We start from the raw sequence: 23,288 nt of genomic DNA on the forward strand, positions 1-23,288 counted from the left end.
GAGGAGAGAAACAATGAGTGACAACAAGCCGGTGGCGCTGCTGTTCGGCGGATCGCGCGGGATTGGCGCTGCGTGCGTACAAGTGCTGGCGGGCAACGGAATGGACGTCGCGTTCACGTACGCGAGCCAGTCGGCGGCGGCGCGCGAACTCGAAGACAAGGCTGCCAGCAACGGCGCGAAAGTGCGCGGCTATCGCGTCGACATTTGCGACGCCAACGCGGTGAACGCCGTATTCGCCGATGTCCAACGCGACTTTGGACGCCCGGTGCAGGCAGTCGTGGCGAACGCCGGCATCAACGTTCCGGCCGCACCCGTCGCGCAATTCGGCGACGACGATTTCCGGCGGCTCGTCGAGGTGAATCTGATCGGCGCGTTTCATGTGCTGCGCGCGGCGGCGCGCGAGGTGGCCGATGGCGGCGCGATTGTCGCGCTGACCACGTCGCTGGTGCGTCATGCGGTGCCCGGCGTCGGTCCGTATAGCGCGACCAAGGCGGCGGTGGAGTGCCTCGTCCGCTCGATGTCGAAAGAACTGGCGTCGCGCAACATACGCGTCAACGCGGTTGCGCCTGGCCCGATCGACACGGAACTGTTTCGCGCGGGCAAGACCGAGGAGGCCAAACAGCGCTCCGCCGGGATGAGTCCGCTGAACCGCATCGGCACGCCGGAAGAAGTGGCGGAAGTGGTGGCGTTTCTGGTGTCCGCGAAGGCGTCGTGGGTGGACGGCCAGATCGTCCAGGCCAACGGCGCACTCGTTTGATTGCCCGGACGCACGACGATGCAGACACGAACCCGACTCTATCCGCCAGCCGACGAGACCGTTGATGTGCTGGTGATCGGCGCTGGCGGCGCAGGCCTCGCGGCGGCGATCGAAGCCGCCGGGGCAGGCGCACGCGTCGTGCTGCTGGAGAAAAACGCCGCGCCCGGTGGATCGACGGCATGGTCGATCGGCTCCGTGAGCGCATCGCAAACGCCGCATCAGCGAGCTCAGGGTATCGAGGACACCCCGCAAGCTCACTGGGAGGACATGCCAGGTTTTGCGGGCGACCTCGCGGGCCGCGACAACGACGCGCTGCGGCGTGTGCTTTGCGACGCGATGCCCGACACCTTCCAGTGGCTGCTCGACAGTGGCATACGTTTCATGGGACCGATGCCGGAGCCGCCGCATCGCGTGCCGCGCATGCACAACGTGCTGCCGAATTCGCGTTCGTTCATCTATCACCTCACGCGACGCGCGCGCCGATGTGGCGTGGACATTCGCGTGCGCGCCAGAGTCACCGAACTCGTGCTCGATGCGCACGGCGTGCGAGGCGCGTTAGTCGAGCAGGCCGACGGCACGACGCGGCGTATCGATGCGCGCGGCGGCGTGATTCTCACAGCGGGCGATTTCACCAATAGCCCCGAATTGAAGGCGCGCTTCATGGGACCGCAGGAGGCAAAAGTCGACGCGGTGAATCCGACCGCGACCGGCGACGGCCAGCGCATGGCCGAGCGCTGCGGCGCGCAGATCGTCAACGGCGATCTCGCGCTGGGTCCTGAGATTCGCTTCATTGCACCGGCGAAGGAAAATTTCGTGCGCAGGTTGCCGCCATGGCGTTCGCTGGCAGCGGTCATGCAATGGTCGATGAAACACGTTCCGAACGCGATTCTGCGGCCGTTCCTGATGAAGTTCCTGACCACCGCCCTGGCGCCCGCGCTCGCGCTGTTCGAAGACGGCGCGCTGCTGGTCAACACGCGCGGCGAGCGTTTCTGCGATGAAACGGATAAGCCCGCTTACCGCTTGCCCGACCAGCCGGACGGCATCGGCTATATCGTCATCGATGGACGGATTGCCGAGCGCTATTCGCGCTGGCCGCATTTCATTTCGACCGCGCCAGGCGTCGCGTACGCCTATCTCGCGGATTACCGGCGCAACCGTCCCGATGTGTACCGCGAGGCGGACACTCTGGAAGGCCTTGCCCGGATCACGGGGATGGACGCCGCCGCGCTGCGTGCGAGCATGGCGAGCGTGTCGGGAGACCGGGCGCTCGGACGCGCGCCGTTTATCGCGCTAGGACCGGTGCGCGCCGTGTTCGTGCATAGCGAAGGCGGATTGCGGGTCGATGCCGAGCATCGCGTGATCGATGCGGCGGATCAGCCGATTGCCGGTCTCTACGCGGCGGGTTCGACGGGACAGGGTGGCTTGCTGCTCAAAGGACACGGGCATCATCTCGCGTGGGCATTTGCGTCCGGCCGACGCGCGGGACGTCTCGCCGCCGCGGCCTCGCGCGGCGCGTCCCAACCAGCGGCTCTGAGAGAACCCGCATGACGACCGCGCCGGGGACATCAGCTTTCGGCGTTGTCCAGCGGGATATCGTCGAATTCGAGCGGATCGGCATCCGGTCCGCTCGTTGCGGAAAGCGGATCGGGAGGATCGAGCGAGTCGAGCGGCGACATCAACCGTACGCCTTGCCACGCGTCGCTCTCGATCAGCGTGCGCACGACGTGCTTGAGTTCGTCGCGCACGATCGCAGCCGCCTGAGACAATTTTTCCGGCGCGAGTGCATACAGGTAATTTCGACGCACCATGTCGGCGTCGGAAATACGCAGGCAACGCCATTGCTCGGGCTTGTTCTGCAGCGAATAAACGGCGGCCATCGGCTTGATGGTTGCGCCAATTCCGTCGGCCACGCAATGCATCAGAAGCGGCAGCGAATCGATTTCCGCCACCGCATCGACCGCCAGATTCACGCGCTCGAATTCGAGCGTGATGCGCCGGCGCAGACCATGTCCGGGGCTCGGCAGAATCAGCGGGACTTTGGTCAGTTCAAGCAGCGTGATGTCCTTGCGGTCCGGCGCGATCATCCGGCTGTTGCGCGGCAGGATCACGAACAGTTCCTCTTCCGCCAGCAATTCGACGCTCAGATCCAGCGCGGCTGTCGTGCTGAACAGAATCGCGAGATCGAGTTCGCCGAGGCGCGTCATGTGTTCGAGATGGCCGGACAGCGCCTCGACGACATTGAGCACGATGCCGGGGTATTTCGCGTTCAGATGTTTGATGAGCGGCAGACCGATCGCGCACACCGTGGTAGGCGCCATGCCGAGATTCACGCGGCCGCTCACATTCGAATGTTCGCGGCGCGCAACCGATACCGCCTGATCGAGCTGACGCAGGATGAAACACGCGTGGTGGTAGAGCGCTTCACCGTTTTCGGTCGGCGTCACGCCGCGCGAGGAGCGCACGAGAAGCGGTTTGCCGACTTCGTCTTCGAGCCGGGTCATTTGCTGGCTCAGCGCAGGTTGCGCGATGAACAGTTGCCGCGATGCTTTCGACAGGCTCCCGCTCTCGACGATCTGCACAAAATACTTCAACTGACGCATGTCCATGTGTGATCCCTGTGCGGAGCGGCGAGCGTTCTGCACGTCTCCTTTTCTGGACGTAACCCCATGTCGATTGCAAGTCTGATTTTTGCAAATGAGGACCAGGTCGAATTGCCGATCGAACTTCGACAATTGCGCTATTTCGTCCGTGCGGTGGAACTGGGAAGTATAAGACGGACCGCCGCCGAATTGGGAGTGACGGTTTCCCTCGTCACCCAGGATCTCGACAGGCTCGAAGCGCAACTGGCCACGCAGCTTCTTCGGCGCACGCGCAACGGGCTGATGCCGACCGACGCCGGTTTCGCATTCCTGCGCCACGCGCAGTTGACGTTGCAACACGCGGTCGATGCGGTCGAAGCCGCGCGCCAGAAGCGCCTGGTAGGACACGTGAGTGTCGGTTTGCCGCCGAGCACGGCGGCGGTGCTCGGCGTGCCCTTCGTCATGGCGATGCGTGAACGTCACCCCGAATTGCGCGTGCACCTGGTCGAAGCGTTATCGGGGCATCTGGCCGCGATGCTCGACGCGCGCCAACTCGACCTTGCATTGGTCGCGCGTGGCAATGCGGTGCGGCGCTGGAGCATTCGTCCGTTGATCGACGAGCGGGTTTATCTGCTTGGCCGTGCAGATCTTCCCGGCTTCCCGTCGGCGGAAACGTTGAGTCTCGCCGACCTCGGCGCTCTGCCGCTGGTGATGCCGAGCGGCTCTCACGGTCTGCGTGCGCTGCTCGACGCCGCGTTCGCGCGGGCGGGCGTGCAACCGCATATCGCGTTCGAAATCGACGGCCTTGCGCTGCTGATGGACGCCGTGTGCGCCGGTCTCGGCGCGACGCTGCAACCCGGCTCCGTCATATGCCGCGAGCCGGGCCGTCAACTGAAGGCGCGTTTGATCGCCGATTCGGATGCACGCCGGCAGACCCTGATTGCAAGCCCGTCCGAAGACGAATTGTCGCCGGCCGCGCAGGCCACTCGTGTCGTGATCGCCGATGTTGCACGCGACCTTGCCATCGGCGGACACTGGCCCGGCACCACGTTTCATGACCTGAACGCAGCAAGCGAGGAATCCTGACCGACGTCGACGCTGCAATACCGCGAGCTGTGATTCAAATGAAAGGGCGCACGTATATGATCGATTCGCTCAAGCGGACCTCACTCCCGAAGGAAGCGTGCTCATGATCTCTGTCATTCGACTGGTATTGGCCATCGCACTCGCCGCGCTCGCACTCGACGCATTCGCGGCGCCGTTGATTCAAACGCAAAGCGGCGCATTGAGCGGGTCGTCGGAAGAGCATGTGTTTGCTTTCAAGGGCATTCCTTATGCGTCACCTCCAGTTGGCGCTTTGCGTTGGCGGCCTCCCGTTGCACCGTTGGCGTGGCAAGGCGTACGCGACGCCACGAAGTTCGGAGCCAGTTGCGAGCAGCCGCGACGTAACTCGACGGCGGTCATTCCGTGGACGGAGGAATATCTCGCCGATCCGCCCTTCAGCGAGGACTGTCTGTTCCTGAACGTGTGGACGCCTGCGCTGCATCCGGCCCGCAAGCTGCCGGTGGTCGTGTGGATTCACGGTGGCGGCTTTGCCGAAGGCTCGGGCGAAGTGCCGGTGTATCGCGGCGCGCACCTCGCGCAAAAGGGCATCGTGGTCGTCACGGTCAATTACCGGCTCGGCTTGTTCGGCTTTCTCGCGAGTCCGTTGCTCGATGCCGAGCAGGGCGGCTCGGGCGAATACGGAATGATGGATCAGGTCGCCGCGTTGCAGTGGGTCAAAGCCAATATTGCGAGTTTCGGCGGCGATCCTGCGCAGGTGACGATCGAAGGCCAGTCGGCGGGCGCGATCTCGGTTCACCATCTGCTGGCCGCGCCATCGGCTGAAGGATTGTTTGCTCGCGCCATCGCCGAAAGTAATTCGTGGGCCGATACGAAGCTCGCTCCGCGAGAGAAAGCCGAAGCGATCGGCGAGAAAGTCGCGAGCCTGAGCGGGGCCACGACTTTAGATGCACTTCGCGCGCTTCCCGCTGATCAACTTCTCGCATGGCAGACCGATTCGCGGCTGGGTGAGCACGTGCGCTTCCTTCCCGTCGACGATGGCAAGTTCATTCCCGACGGCGCGAAGGAACGTAGCAACGTTCCGGTGCTGCTTGGATCGAACCACGACGAAGCGAGCGCCTTTAGCCCCGATTGGCAGATCAGCACGATTCAGGCTTATCAGCAATTACTCGATCAGCGTTTTGCGCCGCTGTCCGCGCGATTTGCCGCGCTTTATCCGGCGCAAGACGAGGCGGCTGTGCCCGCGACAGTGCGGCAGCTTCTCGCCGATTCCGCGACTGCTGGCGTGATTGCGTGGTCGGAGGCGCGCGATCCGCAAGCTGCTCCGGCCTATGGTTATCGCTACACGCATCCCGAGCCGGGACCGCTGGCCGCGCGGTTCGCGACGTTCCATAGTTCCGAGGTGCCGTATGTGTTCGGCACGCTGCAATACGGTCATCGCCCGTTCACCGCGAGCGATCGCGCGATTTCGCATCTGCTGCAGGATTACTGGGCGAACTTCATCCGCACGGGCAATCCGAATGGGCCAGGCGTGATGAAATGGCCCGCACTCGATAGCGACAATTTCATGCTATTAGGCGATAAGCAGATGGTCACGCCGTTGCTGTCGAAAGATCAGCGCGCGGCATTTCACGATTGGCTGGCAGCAGGTGGAAGGATTGGGCTGTTCTAACGCGACGCCCGATTTGGTGCGACGGCGGCTGTTCCGCGCGAACATCAATGACCTGGTTCTATAGCGTTGCCCGTTACTTCGTCATCGGTGAGACGGGCCAGTCGCACCGGCGGTACAAACCACACGAGACACAATCCTGCGATAGCGGTCGCGGCCGCTATCGCCAGTCCCGCATGAATCGATTCGACGAGCGCGTGACGGGCCGCGTCCATCATCGCGTCGCCGGCATGGCCGGCTTCGATCAGACGCCCGACGAGCGCCACCTGCTCATTGCGGTCGATCAACAGTTCAGGGCTCGCGAACGACTTGAACCATTGAGTGGCCTGATACGCATCTAGCGAGCGATGTACGCCGCGCACATAAAGTTGCCCGAGCAACGCGCCGGTAATGGCGGTACCGAGCATACCGCCGAAGGTGCGCAGCGATTGCAGCAACGCGGTCGCCGCGCCGAGGTTGTCGCGGGGGACGATCTGCTGCGAAAAAATCGTCAGGTTTGCGCCGACCAGCCCAAGCCCAAGTCCGCTCACCAGCATGCAGGTCATCCAGACGAGATGCGGCGCGGTGCCGGTAATCAACAGGACCGACAGGCTCGCCAGCGCAAACAGCGCGAAACCCACGTACATGATGATGTTCGCGCGCCGGATGCGCGTCACGATGCGATTGTTCGCGACGGTGCCGATCGTCGTGCCGATTACCAGCGGCGTGATCAGCATGCCGGAGTCGTGCGGCGACATCGCATAGCCGCCCTGAAACAGCAACGGCACGTAAAACACCAGCGAAAACAGGCCGAAACCGCCGAGTAGCGACATCGCGAACAGCGCGGCGAGCTTGCGATCCACCAGCATATCGACGGGGACGATCGGATAGCCCATACGCCGTTCCCAGAACCACAGTGTGATTGCGCCGCCTACTGCAATCGCGGCGAGACTCGACGTGGTTGCAGTAATTCCATTGTCGGGAAGAAATTCGATCAGCAGTTGCAGCGCGCCGAACGTCAACGCAATGACGAGCGCGCCGAGCCAGTCGAGTCGAACATGGTCCCCCATGCGCGACTGGCGCACATTCGGCAGATAGCGCTGCACGAAAAGAAACGACACGATGCCGATCGGCACATTGACGAAGAACACCAGGCGCCAGCCGCCGTATTGAGTAAGCAGGCCGCCGAGCGTCGGCCCGACGATGTTCGACAGACCGAACGCGGTGCTGACGAATACCAGCCAGCGCAGCCGCAGTCGCGCGTCGGGGAACAGATCGGCGACGCTTGCGAAGATCGTTCCGATCAGGATGCCGCCGCCGATGCCCTGCACGCCGCGCGCAATGACGAGCACCAGCATGGTGTTCGCCAACCCGCACAACACGGACGCCACGGTGAACAACGCGATGGCGGCAAGCAGGAAGCGCTTGCGTCCATACAGATCGCCGAGACGGCCGAAGATCGGAATGGTGATGACCGACGCCAGCATGTACGACGTGGCGACCCACGCGTAAAGATCGAAGCCCCGCAGTTCGGCGACGATATGCGGCATCGCCGTGCCGACGATGGTCTGATCGAGCGCGACGAGCATCGCGACGAAAGCCAGCCCGAGCATCGCCAGCAACGATTGGCGAAAGGGTAAAAGCTGACGCGTGGAATCGACGGTGGCGCTTGTCTGGAACATCGCATATTCCTCGAGCGCGCGTTGCGCGCCAGACTTCGTTCTACGACTCAGGAACCGCCGAACCAGTTGTAGCCCTGGTCGACCCAGTATCCGCCCGGAAACGTGTTGGTCACGAAAATTTCCATGATGTGCTTCGGGTTCTTGTAACCCAGTTTAGTCGGCATTCTGAGCTTCATCGGAAAGCCGTATTTTGCGGGTAAGCGCTGGCCGTCGTACGTGAATGTCAGAAGCGTTTGCGGATGAAGCGCGGTCGGCATATCGATGCTTTCGTAGTAATCGTCTGCACATTTAAAGCCGATATATTTCGCCGAAGTGTCCGCGCCCACCCGCTTCAGGAACTCGGAAAACGGTGTGCCGCCCCAGCGGCCAATCGCGCTCCAGCCTTCGACGCAGATGTGCCGGGTGATCTGCTCCGCTTTGGGCAGCGCGTAAAGTTCGTCGAGCGTCCACACTTTCCTGTCCTGCACCAGACCGCTCACTTTCAGGCGGAAATCGTTGCCGTCGACTTGCGGCGCATCGTCGACGCCATAGAACGCGTTGAACGGAAACGGGCGCGTGATCTGTGCTTCGGTGTAAGTGGGCGCGAGGCGGTTCGGGTCGAACAGCCAGCCCTGCACGCTGTCGTTCATTCGCGATACGCGCGACAAAAACGTCTCGACCGATTTATCGTCCGACAGGCTGCAACCTGTCAGCATCGCAAGACCGCCGAGCGTCAGAATGCGTTTGCCGAACAGACGTCGCGACGGCATATCGAGTTCGCGGCGCACGTCGATGCTGAGCGACTTTTGATCGACGGTCGAGGTGAAGGGTTTAAGGAGCTTCACAGTCGTATTTCCCGTTAGCGTCAGTTAGCGTCCGCGAATCATCGTAAGCAGCGAGCGCGGTACGAGTGCGACCATGGTCAGATGGACGACGATAAAACCGGCGAGCAACGCCATCGCGCAGAAGTGAACGACGCGCGCGAAGTCGTAGCCGCCCATCAATTCGCGTAAGTGCGGAAACTGCACCGATTTCCAGATGGCGAGGCCCGACAGAATCAGCACGGCAATGTCGAGCATCACGAACAGGTACGCGAATTTCTGCACCGCGTTGTAGCGGCTCGGGTCTGCGTGCGACAGGTGTCCTTTGAGCGCTTCGCCGAGGTCGTGGATGATCGAGCGAACGGACAATGGGAAGAACTTGGTTTTGATTCGCCCGGTGACGACGTTCATCGCGAGGTAGAAGAGGGCGTTGAAGAACAGCAGCCACATCGCCGCGAAATGCCACTGCAATGCGCCGCCGAGCCAACCACCCAGCGTGATGCCGGTCGGAATCCTGAAGCCCGCGAATACCGGCGACGCATCGTAGATTCTCCATCCTGACAGCATCATCAGCACCGCAGCCAGCGCGTTGAGCCAGTGCGCGATACGGACCCACGCCGGTTGAATCGTTCGTGCTGCGTTGTTCGAGGTACGAGGTTTGAGTATCGCGTTCATGTTGAGTCTCCGGGGCTGGCGTGCTCAAGGTAGAGAACTCCGCTGGGTTCGACGTGTTCTAGTTGGCGCATGGCCGCAGTTCCGCGACTTGCAGAACTTCGCCGGTTGTCCGGCTTTCTGCGAACGCCACGACGCCGCTTTGCCCTGAGCCGCCTGGATAGTCGCCGGTAATCGCAACATGTCCGTTGGCGACGGTCACGGGGCCGATCCACTGACGCACGACACGATCGTGATGCAACACGACGCCCGCGTTTTCGCCGGCTTTTACATCGCTGTCCAGGCGGTTTTCGTACACCACGGCATAGGCGACGACGTTGTCGACCGGTTTGCCGGACGACTGAAATGTCGCGTCGAATTTCATACGGCCAGGCTGAGCGGCACGCGCTTCGACATGAATATCAATCGGAGACGCTTGGGTATTCAACTGCTGAATGGTGGAAGTGAAACGCGCGTTGTCCGACCATGCGCGCATTTCGTGTCCGCCGATAAACACTTCGGGTGTGTACACGACGTGCTGGCGGCCTTGTTCGCTTAGCTCACGCTGGCGCTCGGTGAAGGTCGGCTGCGCGAAGCGGTCTTTCCAGCCGAGGCTGTCCCAGTAGTCGACATGTAGCGCAATTGGAACAACCGTGTTCGCGCTGCGGGTGCGGTCGAGTGCGCTTAGCCAGTTATCGGCGGGCGGGCAACTGCTGCATCCTTCGCTCGTATAGAGTTCGACGAGTGCGACACGATGCGCCGGACTGTTGACACTACAGGTAGCCGAAGCATTGGCGTCGACGCTGCCAACCGTGCAGGCAATCAACCCGGCGCAGATCGATACGAATAACAGGAAGCGCATGACAGACTCCCGCCGAATGGCGAAAAGCGTGAGGAACGGTAAGCGCGTTCCCGGTCGCCATTGCGAGCCGGGAACGCACGGCGGCTACTTACTTGCTCATCGCGTCTTCTTTCTTCATCGCGTCGTGTTTCATCTTGCTGTCCTTGCTCATGAGTCCTTCGCCATGGAGTCCTTGCCCATGGCGTCTTTGGACATCGAACCCTTGGCCATCGAGTCCTTGCTCATCGTGTCTTTCGACATCGAATCATTGGACATCGCGCCGCTCGCCTGCGCGAACGCCGAGCCACCGCTAACGAGCAACACCGTGGCAAATGCTGCAATTGCAATGCGCTTCATGACAACTCCTTGGATGTGGTTTAGCGGGCCGTCGTGACCCGTCTGTGTGTCGAACGAAACTGTCTCACGGCAACGACCGATGCGTCGTCGATGCGTCGTCATTACGCATCTATGAGGTAATTCGCCGGGCGAGGCTGACCGGTTACAGCACACACGAAAATTTTTTCGACGCGGGCAAAATGCGCATCAGCTGCGCGTGTACAGACCCCAACGCCACGACCGATGGAATAAACTTGCGATTCCTGTAACCAATGCCCACGATGAATCGAACTACCGATATCACCGCAGCGCAGGCGAAAGAGTCGCATCTGCGAGCCTTGTTCGTGAGCGGACAGACCGGCGACGCAGCCGCGTACCGGCAGTTCCTGACGGAATTGGGCGCGCACCTGCGGGGTTTTCTGCGCAGGCGGCTTCAGGCCGACCCGGCGGATATCGAAGATCTCGTGCAGGAGGTGTTGCTGGCGGTTCATAACGGGCGGCAGACGTACCGGCCGGAAGAACCGTTGACCGCGTGGATTCATGCCATCGCGCGCTACAAGCTGACGGATTACTTTCGGGCCCGTTCGCGGCACGACGCGCTGAACGATCCGCTGGACGACGCGCTGGAACTGCTCGCCGCGCCCGATCTCGAGCCGGCGCAGGCCAGGCGCGATCTGGGCATATTGCTCGAGCAGTTACCCGAGCGGCAGCGTCTGCCGATCATGCATATGAAACTCGAAGGCCTGTCCGTGACGGAGACCGCGAAGCTGACCGGGTTGTCGGAGTCGGCGGTGAAGGTCGGCGTGCATCGCGGGCTCAAGGCATTGGCGGCAAAGATTCGAGGAACGCGATGAAAACGGACGACTTCATTTCCCTGTTAGCCTCCGGCGTCGAGCCGGTGGATCGTCAGGCGCTCCCCAAACGCTTTGGCATTGCCGTGCTGACCGGCGCGGCGGGCGCGCTGCTGATCATGGCGATGACGCTCGGCATCCGCCGCGATCTCGCCGAGGTGGCCGTCACGCCGATTTTCTGGGCCAAAGTAGCGTTGCCGTTATGCCTGATGATCGGCGCGCTGTGGATGACCTCGCGGCTAGCGCGGCCCGGTGGCCGGCCTGGCGGCAGCGGCTGGCTGGTTGCGACGCCGGTCGTCGTGGTATGGCTAGCGGCGGCTTATGTGCTGATGGCCGCGCCTGACTCCGAGCGGCTCGTCATCGTGCTTGGCAAGACGTGGCGGGTTTGCCCGTTCGCCATCGCGATGCTGTCGATTCCCGGCTTTATCGCGGTGTTCTGGGCGCTCAAGGGACTGGCGCCCACGCGGCTCGCGCTAACCGGCGCGGCGGGCGGCCTGCTCGCCGGATCGACGGCGACGCTTGCCTACTGCCTGCATTGCCCGGAAATGGGCATTCCGTTCTGGGGCGCGTGGTATCTGCTTGGCATGCTGGTGCCGACGGTGGTCGGCGCGACGCTTGGGCCGCGTTTATTGCGCTGGTGATTGAAAACCACAGGCCGGTTCAGTGCGCCGTTGCTACGAATCGATTTTGTGGTCGAACGTATTCATGCTCGTTTCGATACGTTCCAGCGAGTGCTCCGCCCACTTCTTCAACTCGACAACAATCGGCAACACGGAGCGGGCCAGCGGACTCAACGCATACTCGACACGTGTCAGCCGTTCGTCGAACACGCTACGCTGAACGAGGCCGTCGCGTTCCATTGCGCGCAAGGTTTGCGTGAGCATTTTGTCGGAGACGCCCTGTATCCGGCGTCGGATATCGCCAAAGCGCAGCGGTCTGTCGCGCAAAGCGACCATTGCCAGGATCGTCCACTTTTGACCGAGTCTGGCGAGAACATCGCGGGACGGGCAGATTCTGGAAAACGCGTCCGCTGGCAAATGAGAAGTTCGCAACATGGCTTGCTCCACGCATTCAATTGGCACTGAGGGTGAACGGAAAGCGATGCGTCGGACTGCATTGCCTTCCGTCAGCGGGATAGAGAAGCGAGGAAACTAGTCCTTGGAGATCGCCCGTTCAATCGTCATATGGGTGGGCATCATGTTTTCGTTGGCGTTATGCATCACCCACAAAGACAAGCCGACGATGACGGCAATCAGAAAGCCCGTGCAGATAAAAATGCCGGTATTGGCCCGCTGATCGCGCGACGCGCCGATATGCAGAAAGAACACCAGTTGCACGATTAGCTGAACCACACACAGCACCACGATGATCGCGAGGCCGAATCCGCGTGGCACGATGTCGGTCATGACGACGCCGAACGACGCCAGTGTCACCGCCAGCGACATCACCATTCCAATCACATAGCTTCTCAGCGTACCGTGCGACGACTCGTGACCGACCTCGTGCAAAGCTGAGTGTTGAGAAGTCTTGTTCATACAAACTCTCGCAGATAGACAAAGGTGAACACGCAGATCCAGATGAGATCGAGGAAGTGCCAGAAAAGACTCAGGCAGGCGAGGCGGCGGCGCGTCACGCCCGTCAGCCCGAACTTGTAGACCTGATGCATCGTAACCGCGATCCACAGCAGGCCGCATGTGACGTGCAAGCCGTGTGTGCCGACCAGAACGAAGTACGCCGACAGAAATGCGCTGACGTGCGGCCCCGCGCCGTCGCCGATCAGCTTCGCGAACTCGACCAGTTCCATCGCGATAAAGCCCGCGCCAAGCGCGAACGTCACCGCAAGCCAGCCGATTACCTGAGCATTGCGGCGAATCTGCAACGCGAGCATGGCGAGGCCAAACGTGAAACTACTCGCCAGAAGCAGCAGGGTTTCGCCGAGTACATAGCGCAATTCGAACAACCCTTTGCCACTCGGGCCGCCTGCGGTTGCATTCGCCAATACACCGAACGTCGCGAACAGCGTGGCGAAAATGAGGCAGTCGCTCATCAGGTAGATCCAGAACCCGAGCGTGGTTTTGGACCCATCGTCGTGCGCATGGTGGTGCCCGTCATGATGCGAGTGGGCGTGATTCGTTGCTACTGTCGTCATGATCAGACCACCTCTTCCAGTTGCGCATAGCGCGCGCTTTCGATTCGCGCGACTTCTTCCGGCGGCACGTAATAGTCGACATCCTGGTCATACGTACGGACGATGAATGTGCCGATCATCCCCGCGAGACCGATCGCCGCGAACAGCCACATGTGCCATATCAGCGCGAAGCAGAGCAGCAGGCTGAACGCGCCGATGATCACACCCGAACCCGTATTGCGCGGCATATGGATGTCTTCGTATTCGCCCGGTTCCAGATAGGCGCGGCCTGCTTCCTTGTTGTCCCAATGCTGTTCGAGCGACGTGATAACCGGCACGTGTGCGAAGTTATAGAACGGTGCGGGCGATGCGGTCGACCATTCCAGGCTGCGGCCGTTCCACGGGTCGCCGGTGACGTCGCGATTGGCTTCGCGATCGCGAATGCTGACCGCGAACTGAACGATCATCGCGACGATGCCCGCGGCGATGAACAGTGCGCCGATCAGCGCAATGACCAGCCATTTATGCCATTCCGGCACCGCGTAGTGATTCATGCGGCGCGTCATCCCCTCGAAGCCGAGGATGTAAAGCGGAGTGAACGCGAGCCAGTACCCGACCAGCCAGCACCAGAAAGAGACCTTGCCCCAGAACTCGTTCAGCGTGAAGCCGAACACCTTCGGAAACCAGAAGCTGATGCCCGCGAGGCAGCCGAACACCACGCCGCCAATAATCACGTTATGGAAGTGCGCAACCAGAAAGAGACTGTTGTGCAGCACGAAGTCCGCGCCCGGCACGGCCAGCAGCACGCCCGTCATGCCGCCGACTGCAAACGTGATCATGAAGCCGATCGTCCACAGCGTGGCAGTGTGATAGCGGATGCGTCCGCGAAACATCGTGAACAGCCAGTTGAACAGCTTCACGCCGGTCGGGATCGAAATGATCGACGTCATGATGCCGAAGAACGCATTCACGTTCGCGCCCGAGCCCATCGTGAAGAAGTGATGAAGCCACACGAAGAACGACAGAATGCCGATCGACGCCGTTGCATACACCATCGACTTGTAGCCGAACAGCGGCTTGCCGGAGAACGTCGAGATGATTTCGGAGAACGCGCCGAAGCATGGCAGGATCAGGATGTACACCTCGGGGTGGCCCCACACCCAGATGAGGTTGATGTACATCATCGCGTTGCCGCCGAGTTCGTTGGTGAAGAAGTGCATGCCGAGATAGCGGTCTGCGGCGAGTAGTGCGAGCGTGCCCGTCAACACCGGAAACACCGCGACGATCAGAATGTTGGTGATGAGCGCGGTCCACACGAACACCGGCATCTTCATCAGATTCAAGCCCGGTGCGCGCATACGCAGAATCGTCACGATGAAGTTGATGCCGGTCAGCGTCGTACCGAGCCCCGATATCTGTAACGACCAGATGTAGTAGTCCATGCCGACAGTCGGGCTGTAGCCGAGTTCGGATAACGGTGGATACGCAACCCAGCCGGTCGCCGCGAAATCGCCGACGAACATCGACATCATCACGAGTACTGCGCCGACTGCGGCGAGCCAGAAACTCAATGAGTTGACGAACGGAAATGCCACGTCGCGCGCACCGATCTGCAACGGGACGACCACGTTCATCAGGCCGAGAATCAGCGGCGTCGCGACGAAGAAGATCATGATCACGCCGTGCGCCGTGAAGATCTGATCGTAGTGATGAGGCGGCAGATAGCCGGCCGCGTCGTTGTAGGCGAGCGCCTGCTGCGCGCGCATCATGATGGCGTCGGCAAAACCGCGCAGCAGCATCACGAGTGCGAGCAGGATGTACATCACGCCGATGCGTTTGTGGTCGACCGAAGTGAGCCACTCGCGCCACAAATAAGTCCATTTGCCGGCGTACGTGACCGCGCCGAGCAGGGCGGCGCCCAGCACGGCGACCACGGCCAGTGTGCCCATGATGATGGGCTCGTGATACGGAATAGCGTCGAGGCTAAGTTTTCCAAACATGATGACTACTCCCCAGCCTGTCGGGCAGGCATTCGGGCTCCGATATGTTCAATGGAAGGCGCGGTGTTGGCGGTGCTGCAGATCGGATCGTTCGCCGACGAGTGCATGTACTGGCTCGCCACATGATCGAAAAGACGCGGCGCGACGTTCGCGTACACCGTCACGGGATTCTTCTCGCTAGGCTTTTCCAGCGCATCGTAAGTCGCCTTGTCGAGCGACAGCGGCGACTGTTTTGCGTGGGCGATCCATGCATCGAAATCTGCGCGGCTGGTTGCCACCGTGTCGAAGTGCATGTCCGAGAAGCCGGGGCCGCTGAAGGCCGACGACTGGCCCGCGTAGACGCCAGGCGTATTGGCGATCAGGTTCAATTGCGTGCGCATGCCGGACATCGCGTAAATCTGGCTGCCGAGTTGCGGGATGAAGAACGAGTTCATCAGCGATTCGGCGGTGATGTCGAATGAGATCGGCGTGTCGACAGGAATGGCGAGTTGATTGACCGAGGCCACGCCGTAATCCGGGTAGATGAACAGCCACTTCCAGTTCAGCGCGACGACTTCGACGCGGACCGGTTGGGTCTGCGATTCGATGGGCTGGGATGGATCGAGGCTGTGCGTGGTGCGCCAGATCACCAGCGCCAGAATGCTCACGATCACGCACGGAATGGCCCACACCACCACTTCGATCGCGGTGGAATGCGCCCATTTCGGCGCATACGTCGCGCTTGTATTCGACTCGCGATAGCGCCACGCGAAGTACAAGGTCAACAGGATGACCGGCACGACCACCAGCAGCATCAAACCTAATGCAAGCAGGATCAGGTGCTTTTCCTGCATACCGATGTCGCCCTTGGGGTCGAACAGCGCCATGCTGCACCCGCCGAGCAGGCCGGATGCCCCGAGCGCGGCGGCCCGAGCCGCAGCGGAACAGAAGCCGCTGCCTGGCCGGGACCGGATCGACGCACTTAACCCGCTGGCGGGCCTTCTTCTAAACAATCTTGGATTCCGCATGTCATGTCCTGGTTGTCGGCGACACCATCCATACATGCATCCGGTCAGCGCTTCGGCACACCCGGCCGAATCACGCAAAAGTGCTTCGTTTTATGGTGCTTCCGCGCCGTCCGTACAGGTCCGTACAGGTCCGTACAGGTGGCGCGGTGTATGGATTTTCGTCCCGTGCCGGGATCGTAGTGTGAGACAATATCCATACAACTGCGACAGAATGACGCCGAATGACATCCATGCATGATCCATACAAGGAGGCGCTTTGGGCCTCCGGTTTCACCCACGGCGAAGGCCCGCGCTACCTTCAGATCGTCAAATTTCTCGAACGCGCGATAGCGAGCGGATCGATGCGCGCGGGCGACCGGCTTCCCGCGCAACGGCGTCTCGCCGAACTGCTCGACATCGATCTGACCACGGTGACGCGCGGCTTTGCCGAGGCACGCCGTCGTCAGTTGATCGAGGCGCGCGGCACGCTGGGAACGTTTGTCGCCGCGCCCAGGGTGGAGTTGACGCAAAGCATCGACCTGAGCATGAACATTCCGCCGCCGCCAGCGGAGGTCGACATGGAAGTGCTGTTGCGCCAGGGTATGTCGCAGGTACTGATGCGCACCGATACGGACCTGCTGATGACGTATCACCTGGGCGGCGGCAGCAGCGCCGACCGCAACGCGGGCGCGCAATGGTTGCGGCCGATGCTCGGGCATGTCGATCCCGAACGCGTGGTGGCGTGTCCCGGTGCGCAATCCGCGCTCGCCGCGTTGATTCTCGCGCTGACGCAACCCGGCGACGTGATCCTGATGGAGTCGCTCGGCTATCCCGGCATGCCGATGGCGGCAGAGCAATTGGGGCGAAGGATCGAAGCCGTGGCCGCCGACGAACATGGCATGCGCCCGGATTCACTGGAAAGCGCGTGTCAGCGATACAACGCACGAGTCGTCTATCTGAACCCGACGCTTCAGAATCCGACCACGCATACGATGCCGGAGAAGCGGCGGCTCGAAATCGCTAAAGTAGCGGCTCGCATGAATGTGAAGATCATCGAGGACGATCCGTACTGGCTGCTCGCAAACGACGCGCCGCCGCCCTTTGCACGTCTGATCCCGGAGCAGGTTTTTTATATTTCGACGCTGTCGAAATGTTTGTCGCCCGGGTTGCGCACCGCGTTCGTGGCCTTTCCGAACATGGAAAGCGAGCACGCGTTTCTCTCTGCATTAAGGACGTTTTCTTTAACCTCGCCATTGACGAAGACGCTGGTCACGCAATGGATTCACGACGGCTCGGCGGCTTTGCTGCTGGCGGGAGTGCAGGCTGAATCGCGGGCGCGTCAGCGAATGGCGACCGGAATGTTGTCGGGCGCAACCAGCGGGACGGTCAATCACGGCATCCACGTGTGGCTCACGTTGCCGAGCTATTGGAGAGCGGTGGATCTTTGCGCCGCCGCGCGTGGTGAAGGACTGGTGGTCGCGCCTTCGTCCGCGTTCTATCGCGGACACAATCCGCCGAATGCCATTCGTATTTCACTCGGCGGATGCCGGGGGCGCGAGCAACTCGATGCGGCGTTGCGGAAGCTCTCCGGCTTGCTCGCGCAGAAGCCGCCGGTGAGCCACGAACTGGTGATCTAGCAGTGCGATCTGTGACGACGCGTCAGAACCGGTGCCGCACGCCGATGCTGACAATCGCCTGCGATTGAGCCGCCGACGAGTGACCGTTGCCCTTATCCGTCACCGACGCAGTCGCGGCGACCGGGTTGCCCAACGCGTCGAGCGTCGTGCCTGAAGCGTGCTGATAGCCGCCCATCAGATACACCGTCGAACGCGTCGACAGGTTGTATTGCGCACCGAGCGAGACGGTGTGATATTGCGCGCGATCGTCGACGCCATCCACTTCGCCGCCTCGCGTGTAGCTGTAACCCGCGAACAGTTGAACCTCGGGCCGCAGATTCCACTGCGCGAACACGCCTGCAATATTGAGCGTGGCGCGGCCGTTGAACAGCGAATCCGCGCCTGAACGATATTGCACATTGCTGTAATTCACACCGACAAGCGCCGGCCCGAAGTCATAAGTGGCGCCTGCCGCGACGATCTGCTGCGACTGAGCGCTTGCATAACCTTCGTTGATCGACGAGTTGAACAAACCGTCGTCGGTGCCGCTCCATTTGCCGGTTGTCGTGTCGCTGGCGCCGCTCTTGCTGTTGTCCGAACGTTCATAACCGACACCGACGTGCACCGGCCCGTTCGCATACGACGCGCCGACGCTCCACGTATTCTGCTGTTTCAGGCTGCCCGGCTGGCCGCCGAAACCGTACATCGCGCCGAACGTGAATCCTGCGTAAGCCGAGCTCGTGTACTTGAGCGAATTGTTGACGCGCGCGGTCTGGTCGAGGTCATCGATATCGCCCGGATGCGCGCCGTAGCCTCCGACCAGCGACACTGCCGCGACCGGGCCCACGAAGTCGTTGAGCGACGTGTATTGCCGTCCCATCGTGATCGTGCCGTATTGCCTGCTGCCGATCCCCACATAAGCCTGGCGGCCGAAAAGGCCGCCGTTCTGCCCGCTCTTGCCATTCGTGATGTCGAAGCCGTCTTCGAGCTGGAACAGCGCGGTCCAGCCGCCACCGAGCTGCTCGTTGCCCTTGATGCCCCAGCGGCTGCCGGACAGATTCCCGCTCGTAGCGGCGACATTCGAATGGCCGCTGTACGCGCCTGTCGAACCGACACGTTCGTTGCTGCGATAGCTGATGCCCGCGTCGACGATGCCGTAGAGCGTCACCGAACTCTGCGCAGATGCGATGCCCGCGAAGGACAGCAGGAGGGGCGTGGCAAACCAATGTTTTTTCATCGTTGTCATGTGTTAGATAAGGCGTGGATCTCGGGTCGCCTGAGCGGCGATCTCTGTTTGTTTCGCGCGAACGCCGGCCCGCCTCGGGCAGTGAGGCCGGTCGACGTCAAGCGGGAATGGGCGGCGCGGTGAAGGTGGGCTGACGCGCACTGCAACGAGTGCTACATCAGCCCGCGCGCGGGTTGTGAATCAATGGCTGCGGATCGCGCCTGGCGGCAGCTCGGGCGCGGCGACGGGCACTGTCTTGCGGACCTTCGCAACGTCGGACGCAGTCACTGTCGAGCCGGTATTGCCCCAGCTCGTGCGCACGAAGTTGGTCACGTCGGCGACTTCCGCGTCGCTCAGACGCCAGCCGAAGGCCGGCATCGTGAACGTCGACGGCGCGGTTTTCGTGCCCTGCAGCGCGCTGCCCGACAGCAGCACGTGAATCACCGATGTCGCGTCCTTGCCCTGCAATACGGGATTGCCGCCGAGCGCCGGGAACACGCCGGTGTAGCCTCGTCCGTCGCTGCGGTGGCAGGACGTGCAGTTGTCGCGATAGACCGCTGCGCCTGGCGCGCTGGCGTCACCGGTTCGCAGCGCATGAGCGGCGGTGTCGTCGTAGACGTAAGGCTTTTCGGCGGGATCGCTGGATGGAAGCGTCTTGATGTAGCGAGCCATGGCGGTTACGTCGGCGTCGCTCATGTATTGCGCGCTGTGCTGCACGACATCCGTCATTCCGCCGAACGCGGCGGCGTGCGCGGTGCGGCCAGTCTTCAGAAATTGCACGAGATCGGCTTCGCTCCATGCACCGACGCCGGTGCGCGGATTGCCGCGCAAGCTCGATGGCACCCAGCCGTCGATCGGTGCGCCGCCGGACAGATAGCTCGGTCCGTCGAGATCGTCGAGCGCGAGTTCCTGCATCGTCACGCTACGCGGCGTGTGGCATGCGCCGCAGTGGCCGAGTCCCTGAACCAGATACGCGCCGCGTGCGAGAACCGGGTCGCTGTAGTGAGCAGCATCGAATGCCTGCGGATTCGGCGCGAACAGATGACGCCAGATGCCGAGCGGCCACCGCATCGACAAAGGCCACACGATATCGACAGGACGATTGTTTTGCGCGACCGGCGCGACGCCGTGCGTGAAATACGCGTACAGCGCGTGCATGTCGTCGTCGCTAAGACGCGCATACGATGGGTACGGCATCGCCGGATATAGCGTGTCGCCGTTCGGACGCACGCCCTCGCGCACCGCGCGATCGAATTGCGCGAAGGTCCACGAACCGATACCGGTGCTGCGATCCGGCGTGATATTGGTCGAGTAGATCGCGCCGATCGGCGTGTCGAATTTCAGCCCGCCCGCGAACGGTTTGCCCGATGGCGCGGAGTGACATGCGATGCAATCGCCCGCACGTGCGAGATATTCGCCGTGCGCGATGAGCGCGGCGTCGCCTGTGTTGTCCGGCGAGCTTTGTGCGGCGTCGGCCGTCAGCGGCCCGAACAACGCTGCGCAAGCACCCAATGCCCACGCCGCGCTGCGCACGCGCTTCGAAATATTCATCGTCATACGCATGCTCATACGCTCACCAGCGGACCAGGGTTCTTCAGATACTGCGTGCGGATTGCACGCGCGGACCAGTAGGCGAGCGCGGCGACGAGACCCGTCGGGTTGTAGCCAATGCCCTGCGGAAACGCCGACGCACCCATCACGAACACGTTATGCACGTCCCAGCTTTGCAGATAGCGATTCAGCACGCTCGTCTTCGGATCGGTGCCCATCACCGCGCCACCCACGAGGTGAGTGGTCTGGTAGCGACGCGAATCGAAATGCGCGCCGTATTCGCGCGTATACACGTTGATCGCTTTCGGGCCCATTTGCTCGGCGATCTTGTGCATCTGGCCCGTGACGTAGCGTGCCATCGCGATGTCGTTGTCTTTCCAGTCGAACGTCATTCGCAACAACGGCTGGCCGTACGAATCGCGGTAAGTCGGGTCGAGGTCGAGGAACACATCACGGTATGACATGTTCGAACCGTGCGCGTCCATCGAGACGGTGTGCGCGTAGTGATCCTTCACCGACTTCTTCCACGTGCTGCCCCAGTTCGGCGTGCCGGCCGGCGTCGCAATGCCGCTGATCGGCTTGGTGCCCGCCTGATTCACCCACAACGGCGAGCCGCCGACAAAGCCGAGTGGACCGTGATCGAAGTTGTCCGCGTTGAAATCGTCGACCGCCACGCCGTTGCCGCCCGCACCGATGAACGGATTGGTGTACGTGTCCTTGTCGAAGAACGCGGTAATGGTCGACAGGTTCTGATACGCGAAATTGCGGCCGACCACGCCTTCACCGGAGATCGGATCGTACGGCTTGCCGATGCCCGACAGCAGCAACAGATGAACGTTGTGATACTGGAAGGCCGCGACGATGACGAGATCGGCGGGCTGGAAAACTTCCTGACCCGACGGATCGACGTAGGTCACGCCTTTCGCGAGCTTTTTCGAATCGTCGAGTTCGACGCGCAGCACGTGGCAACGCGAGCGCAATTCGAAATGCGGCGACTGCTTCAGCGCGGGCAGGATGTTGACGTTCGGCGATGCCTTCGAATACATGTAGCACGCGTAACCGCTGCAGAAGCCGCAGAAGTTGCACGGCCCCATTTGCGCGCCATACGGATTCGTGTACGGACCCGACGTATTCGCCGAAGGCAAACGATACGGATGCAGCCCGAGTTCTTTCGCGGCTTTGCCGAAACGCTCGGCGGAATAGGTGTTCAATTGCGCGGGCAGCGGAAAGTTATCGCTGCGCGGCGCTTCGAAAACATTGCCGTCGCCGACGATCTTGCCGTTGACCTTATACGCCTGGCCCGAGGTGCCGAACACTTTTTCCGCGAAGTCGAAATGCGGTTCGAGTTCGTCGTAGCTGACGCCGTAGTCCTGAATCGTCATCCCTTCGGGAATGAACTTCTTGCCATAGCGTTCTTCGTAGTGGCTGCGCAGACGCAACTCCTCCGGCGTAATGCGGAAATGCACGCCCGACCAGTGCAGCCCTGCGCCGCCCACACCTTCACCCGGTAGAAAAGCCGCGAGTTGACGATAGGGCAGCGCGGTTTCCATCACGTTGTGACGGATCGACACCGTGGTCTTCGACAGATCGAGGAACAGTTTCTTGCGGACGTTGTACGTGAGTTCGTCGATCGTATTCGGGTACGCGCCGTCCGGATACGTATCGCGATACTCGCCGCGTTCGAGCGCAACGACTTTCAGGCCCGCTTCGGTGAGTTCTTTCGCGAGAATCGCGCCGGTCCAGCCGAAGCCGACGATGACCGCGTCGACATGCGGTTTGCTGTTGGTAGTCATCAGGTGCGTTTTCCTTCAATCGACACGGGACCATACGGATAGGCCTCGCCGTTCTGGTTGACGAAGTCCATGAAATCCGCGCGCGCGCCGGGGAAGCCGATCATTTTCCAACCGCCCATGTCGCGATTGCCGCCGTGAATCGGATCGCAGAAATAGCCTTCGCGGGTGTTCTGCAGCAGTTGCGCGAAGAACACGTTGGCGGGCACTTCGGCGAGATCGATGCTGCCTTTTTCGAGCGCGCCGAGCACGGTGTCGCGGGTGGCGGCATCGAGCGCGTCGAACGGCTTCGCGTAGGTCTTCGTGCAGTACGCATTGACCGACGCAATGCCGAGCCGGTACAGGTCGCGCGGCACCAGCTTCAACTGGTAGCCGAGTTCGGGCGCGCCTTGCCTGAACGGGCCCTGCATGTACCAGAGCGCGCCATGCGCGTACGGCGTGTCCATCTGACGGTCGATGAATTCGGGCACGCCCGCTTCAATCGCGCCGGGGCCTTCGCTGTCGGCGGGAATCAGACGATCGACGGCCGCGTTGACGAACGACCATTCCTTCGCGTCGAAGAAGCGCGGCTTGTAGTCGGCGCGAGGCGTGCTGGCGTTGTCCTGCCCATTCGGATTCGACGCGGACGCCGCAGGATTCGACGCGTTGTGCTGTGCGTCGCAACCCGCGAGCGTGCCGGCCGGAACGAGCGCGATAGCCGAGCGCAGGAAGCCTCGGCGGGAGGTAAGGGGGAATTCAGGCATGTTCTCGATTCACCATGTGTGGGACGCGCAATTGCGTCCACG

The 23,288-nt window shown here is 61.8% G+C and carries 22 protein-coding genes; 7 read left to right on the forward strand and 15 right to left on the reverse strand.

All coding sequences use genetic code 11. From position 1 onward, the window contains the following. The first annotated feature begins 13 nt into the window (after nt 1-13). A complete protein-coding gene (locus tag BLS41_RS33230; RefSeq protein ID WP_074772043.1) occupies nt 14-757 on the forward strand; it encodes an SDR family oxidoreductase in 744 nt (247 codons plus the stop codon). 18 nt (nt 758-775) lie between these two features. Beyond that, entirely contained in the window at nt 776-2,305 is a 1,530-nt protein-coding gene (locus BLS41_RS33235) for an FAD-dependent oxidoreductase (RefSeq protein WP_074773365.1), read from the forward strand. Between the two features lie 17 nt (nt 2,306-2,322). Here BLS41_RS33235 and BLS41_RS33240 read toward each other — a convergent pair whose 3' ends face one another. After that, entirely contained in the window at nt 2,323-3,363 is a 1,041-nt protein-coding gene (locus tag BLS41_RS33240; protein WP_083380198.1) for a LysR substrate-binding domain-containing protein, read from the reverse strand. A gap of 111 nt (nt 3,364-3,474) precedes the next feature. On the opposite strand from BLS41_RS33240, the gene BLS41_RS33245 reads away from it, so the two are divergent. After that, nucleotides 3,475-4,422, forward strand: coding sequence for a LysR family transcriptional regulator (locus BLS41_RS33245; RefSeq protein ID WP_074773368.1), 948 nt, complete (start codon nt 3,475-3,477; stop codon nt 4,420-4,422). Nucleotides 4,423-4,525: 103 nt separating this feature from the next. Beyond that, nucleotides 4,526-6,070, forward strand: coding sequence for a carboxylesterase/lipase family protein (locus tag BLS41_RS33250; RefSeq protein WP_074772045.1), 1,545 nt, complete (start codon nt 4,526-4,528; stop codon nt 6,068-6,070). 44 nt (nt 6,071-6,114) lie between these two features. On the opposite strand, the gene BLS41_RS33255 is transcribed toward BLS41_RS33250, so the two are convergent. The 5 genes from BLS41_RS33255 to BLS41_RS33275 all read right to left on the reverse strand — a co-directional run bounded on the left by BLS41_RS33255 (nt 6,115) and on the right by BLS41_RS33275 (nt 10,377). Next, nucleotides 6,115-7,728 carry an MFS transporter gene (locus BLS41_RS33255; RefSeq protein ID WP_074772047.1) on the reverse strand — a complete coding sequence of 538 codons (1,614 nt, stop codon included), beginning with the start codon at nt 7,726-7,728 and terminating at the stop codon, nt 6,115-6,117. Nucleotides 7,729-7,775: 47 nt separating this feature from the next. After that, nucleotides 7,776-8,552 (reverse strand): molybdopterin-dependent oxidoreductase, encoded by a 777-nt coding sequence (locus BLS41_RS33260; protein WP_074772049.1) that lies wholly within the window; start codon nt 8,550-8,552, stop codon nt 7,776-7,778. Nucleotides 8,553-8,576: 24 nt separating this feature from the next. Continuing rightward, nucleotides 8,577-9,203 (reverse strand): cytochrome b/b6 domain-containing protein, encoded by a 627-nt coding sequence (locus BLS41_RS33265; protein ID WP_074772051.1) that lies wholly within the window; start codon nt 9,201-9,203, stop codon nt 8,577-8,579. Nucleotides 9,204-9,261: 58 nt separating this feature from the next. Continuing rightward, nucleotides 9,262-10,041, reverse strand: a complete 780-nt coding sequence (locus BLS41_RS33270) for a DUF1223 domain-containing protein (RefSeq protein WP_074772053.1) — start codon at nt 10,039-10,041, stop codon at nt 9,262-9,264. Between the two features lie 147 nt (nt 10,042-10,188). Beyond that, nucleotides 10,189-10,377 (reverse strand): pentapeptide MXKDX repeat protein, encoded by a 189-nt coding sequence (locus BLS41_RS33275; RefSeq protein WP_074772055.1) that lies wholly within the window; start codon nt 10,375-10,377, stop codon nt 10,189-10,191. A 260-nt stretch (nt 10,378-10,637) separates the two neighbouring features. Here BLS41_RS33275 and BLS41_RS33280 point away from each other — a divergent pair, with 260 nt between their 5' ends. Next, nucleotides 10,638-11,210, forward strand: coding sequence for a sigma-70 family RNA polymerase sigma factor (locus tag BLS41_RS33280; RefSeq protein ID WP_074773371.1), 573 nt, complete (start codon nt 10,638-10,640; stop codon nt 11,208-11,210). After that, entirely contained in the window at nt 11,207-11,848 is a 642-nt protein-coding gene (locus BLS41_RS33285) for a DUF1109 domain-containing protein (RefSeq protein WP_074772057.1), read from the forward strand. Before BLS41_RS33280 ends, BLS41_RS33285 begins: the two co-directional genes overlap by 4 nt. Nucleotides 11,849-11,881: 33 nt before the next feature. On the opposite strand, the gene BLS41_RS33290 is transcribed toward BLS41_RS33285, so the two are convergent. The 5 genes from BLS41_RS33290 to cyoA all read right to left on the reverse strand — a co-directional run bounded on the left by BLS41_RS33290 (nt 11,882) and on the right by cyoA (nt 16,342). Next, nucleotides 11,882-12,262, reverse strand: coding sequence for a winged helix-turn-helix transcriptional regulator (locus BLS41_RS33290; protein ID WP_074772059.1), 381 nt, complete (start codon nt 12,260-12,262; stop codon nt 11,882-11,884). A gap of 96 nt (nt 12,263-12,358) precedes the next feature. Further along, nucleotides 12,359-12,742, reverse strand: a complete 384-nt coding sequence (gene cyoD, locus BLS41_RS33295) for a cytochrome o ubiquinol oxidase subunit IV (RefSeq protein WP_074772061.1) — start codon at nt 12,740-12,742, stop codon at nt 12,359-12,361. Continuing rightward, nucleotides 12,739-13,356 (reverse strand): cytochrome o ubiquinol oxidase subunit III, encoded by a 618-nt coding sequence (cyoC, locus tag BLS41_RS33300; protein WP_074772063.1) that lies wholly within the window; start codon nt 13,354-13,356, stop codon nt 12,739-12,741. Before cyoC ends, cyoD begins: the two co-directional genes overlap by 4 nt. A 2-nt stretch (nt 13,357-13,358) precedes the next feature. Further along, a complete protein-coding gene (gene cyoB, locus BLS41_RS33305) occupies nt 13,359-15,335 on the reverse strand; it encodes a cytochrome o ubiquinol oxidase subunit I (RefSeq protein ID WP_074772065.1) in 1,977 nt (658 codons plus the stop codon). Nucleotides 15,336-15,340: 5 nt separating this feature from the next. Continuing rightward, nucleotides 15,341-16,342, reverse strand: coding sequence for a ubiquinol oxidase subunit II (gene cyoA, locus BLS41_RS33310; protein WP_083380199.1), 1,002 nt, complete (start codon nt 16,340-16,342; stop codon nt 15,341-15,343). Between the two features lie 221 nt (nt 16,343-16,563). Here cyoA and BLS41_RS33315 point away from each other — a divergent pair, with 221 nt between their 5' ends. Then, on the forward strand, nt 16,564-17,958 hold the full coding sequence (locus BLS41_RS33315; RefSeq protein WP_074772069.1) for an aminotransferase-like domain-containing protein: 1,395 nt from the start codon (nt 16,564-16,566) through the stop codon (nt 17,956-17,958). A gap of 22 nt (nt 17,959-17,980) precedes the next feature. Here BLS41_RS33315 and BLS41_RS33320 read toward each other — a convergent pair whose 3' ends face one another. The 4 genes from BLS41_RS33320 to BLS41_RS33335 all read right to left on the reverse strand — a co-directional run bounded on the left by BLS41_RS33320 (nt 17,981) and on the right by BLS41_RS33335 (nt 23,246). Continuing rightward, nucleotides 17,981-19,174 (reverse strand): porin, encoded by a 1,194-nt coding sequence (locus BLS41_RS33320; protein ID WP_074773374.1) that lies wholly within the window; start codon nt 19,172-19,174, stop codon nt 17,981-17,983. Between the two features lie 189 nt (nt 19,175-19,363). Beyond that, complete coding sequence (locus BLS41_RS33325) at nt 19,364-20,725, reverse strand: c-type cytochrome (RefSeq protein ID WP_436972075.1); 1,362 nt, start codon at nt 20,723-20,725, stop codon at nt 19,364-19,366. 2 nt (nt 20,726-20,727) lie between these two features. Continuing rightward, nucleotides 20,728-22,506, reverse strand: a complete 1,779-nt coding sequence (locus BLS41_RS33330; RefSeq protein WP_074772073.1) for a GMC family oxidoreductase — start codon at nt 22,504-22,506, stop codon at nt 20,728-20,730. Continuing rightward, nucleotides 22,506-23,246: a gluconate 2-dehydrogenase subunit 3 family protein gene (locus BLS41_RS33335; RefSeq protein WP_074772075.1), complete on the reverse strand. Its 741-nt coding sequence runs from the start codon at nt 23,244-23,246 to the stop codon at nt 22,506-22,508. The genes BLS41_RS33330 and BLS41_RS33335 overlap by 1 nt, the downstream gene beginning before the upstream one ends. Nucleotides 23,247-23,288 lie beyond the last annotated feature (42 nt).

It is taken from the genome of Paraburkholderia fungorum, from assembly GCF_900099835.1.
Lineage (GTDB): Bacteria > Pseudomonadota > Gammaproteobacteria > Burkholderiales > Burkholderiaceae > Paraburkholderia > Paraburkholderia fungorum_A.

What these genes read in the sequence shown, in the direction of transcription:
- BLS41_RS33335 (WP_074772075.1), bottom strand. Translation starts at nt 23,246, where the DNA reads ATGCCTGAATTCCCCCTTACCTCCCGCCGAGGCTTCCTGCGCTCGGCT.
- BLS41_RS33315 (WP_074772069.1), top strand. Translation starts at nt 16,564, where the DNA reads ATGACATCCATGCATGATCCATACAAGGAGGCGCTTTGGGCCTCCGGT.
- BLS41_RS33255 (WP_074772047.1), bottom strand. Translation starts at nt 7,728, where the DNA reads ATGTTCCAGACAAGCGCCACCGTCGATTCCACGCGTCAGCTTTTACCC.
- BLS41_RS33290 (WP_074772059.1), bottom strand. Translation starts at nt 12,262, where the DNA reads ATGTTGCGAACTTCTCATTTGCCAGCGGACGCGTTTTCCAGAATCTGC.
- BLS41_RS33285 (WP_074772057.1), top strand. Translation starts at nt 11,207, where the DNA reads ATGAAAACGGACGACTTCATTTCCCTGTTAGCCTCCGGCGTCGAGCCG.
- BLS41_RS33250 (WP_074772045.1), top strand. Translation starts at nt 4,526, where the DNA reads ATGATCTCTGTCATTCGACTGGTATTGGCCATCGCACTCGCCGCGCTC.
- BLS41_RS33330 (WP_074772073.1), bottom strand. Translation starts at nt 22,506, where the DNA reads ATGACTACCAACAGCAAACCGCATGTCGACGCGGTCATCGTCGGCTTC.
- cyoC (WP_074772063.1), bottom strand. Translation starts at nt 13,356, where the DNA reads ATGACGACAGTAGCAACGAATCACGCCCACTCGCATCATGACGGGCAC.
- BLS41_RS33240 (WP_083380198.1), bottom strand. Translation starts at nt 3,363, where the DNA reads ATGGACATGCGTCAGTTGAAGTATTTTGTGCAGATCGTCGAGAGCGGG.
- cyoA (WP_083380199.1), bottom strand. Translation starts at nt 16,342, where the DNA reads ATGCGGAATCCAAGATTGTTTAGAAGAAGGCCCGCCAGCGGGTTAAGT.
- BLS41_RS33280 (WP_074773371.1), top strand. Translation starts at nt 10,638, where the DNA reads ATGAATCGAACTACCGATATCACCGCAGCGCAGGCGAAAGAGTCGCAT.
- BLS41_RS33235 (WP_074773365.1), top strand. Translation starts at nt 776, where the DNA reads ATGCAGACACGAACCCGACTCTATCCGCCAGCCGACGAGACCGTTGAT.
- BLS41_RS33270 (WP_074772053.1), bottom strand. Translation starts at nt 10,041, where the DNA reads ATGCGCTTCCTGTTATTCGTATCGATCTGCGCCGGGTTGATTGCCTGC.
- cyoB (WP_074772065.1), bottom strand. Translation starts at nt 15,335, where the DNA reads ATGTTTGGAAAACTTAGCCTCGACGCTATTCCGTATCACGAGCCCATC.
- BLS41_RS33275 (WP_074772055.1), bottom strand. Translation starts at nt 10,377, where the DNA reads ATGAAGCGCATTGCAATTGCAGCATTTGCCACGGTGTTGCTCGTTAGC.
- BLS41_RS33265 (WP_074772051.1), bottom strand. Translation starts at nt 9,203, where the DNA reads ATGAACGCGATACTCAAACCTCGTACCTCGAACAACGCAGCACGAACG.
- BLS41_RS33230 (WP_074772043.1), top strand. Translation starts at nt 14, where the DNA reads ATGAGTGACAACAAGCCGGTGGCGCTGCTGTTCGGCGGATCGCGCGGG.
- cyoD (WP_074772061.1), bottom strand. Translation starts at nt 12,742, where the DNA reads ATGAACAAGACTTCTCAACACTCAGCTTTGCACGAGGTCGGTCACGAG.
- BLS41_RS33320 (WP_074773374.1), bottom strand. Translation starts at nt 19,174, where the DNA reads ATGAAAAAACATTGGTTTGCCACGCCCCTCCTGCTGTCCTTCGCGGGC.
- BLS41_RS33325 (WP_436972075.1), bottom strand. Translation starts at nt 20,725, where the DNA reads ATGCGTATGACGATGAATATTTCGAAGCGCGTGCGCAGCGCGGCGTGG.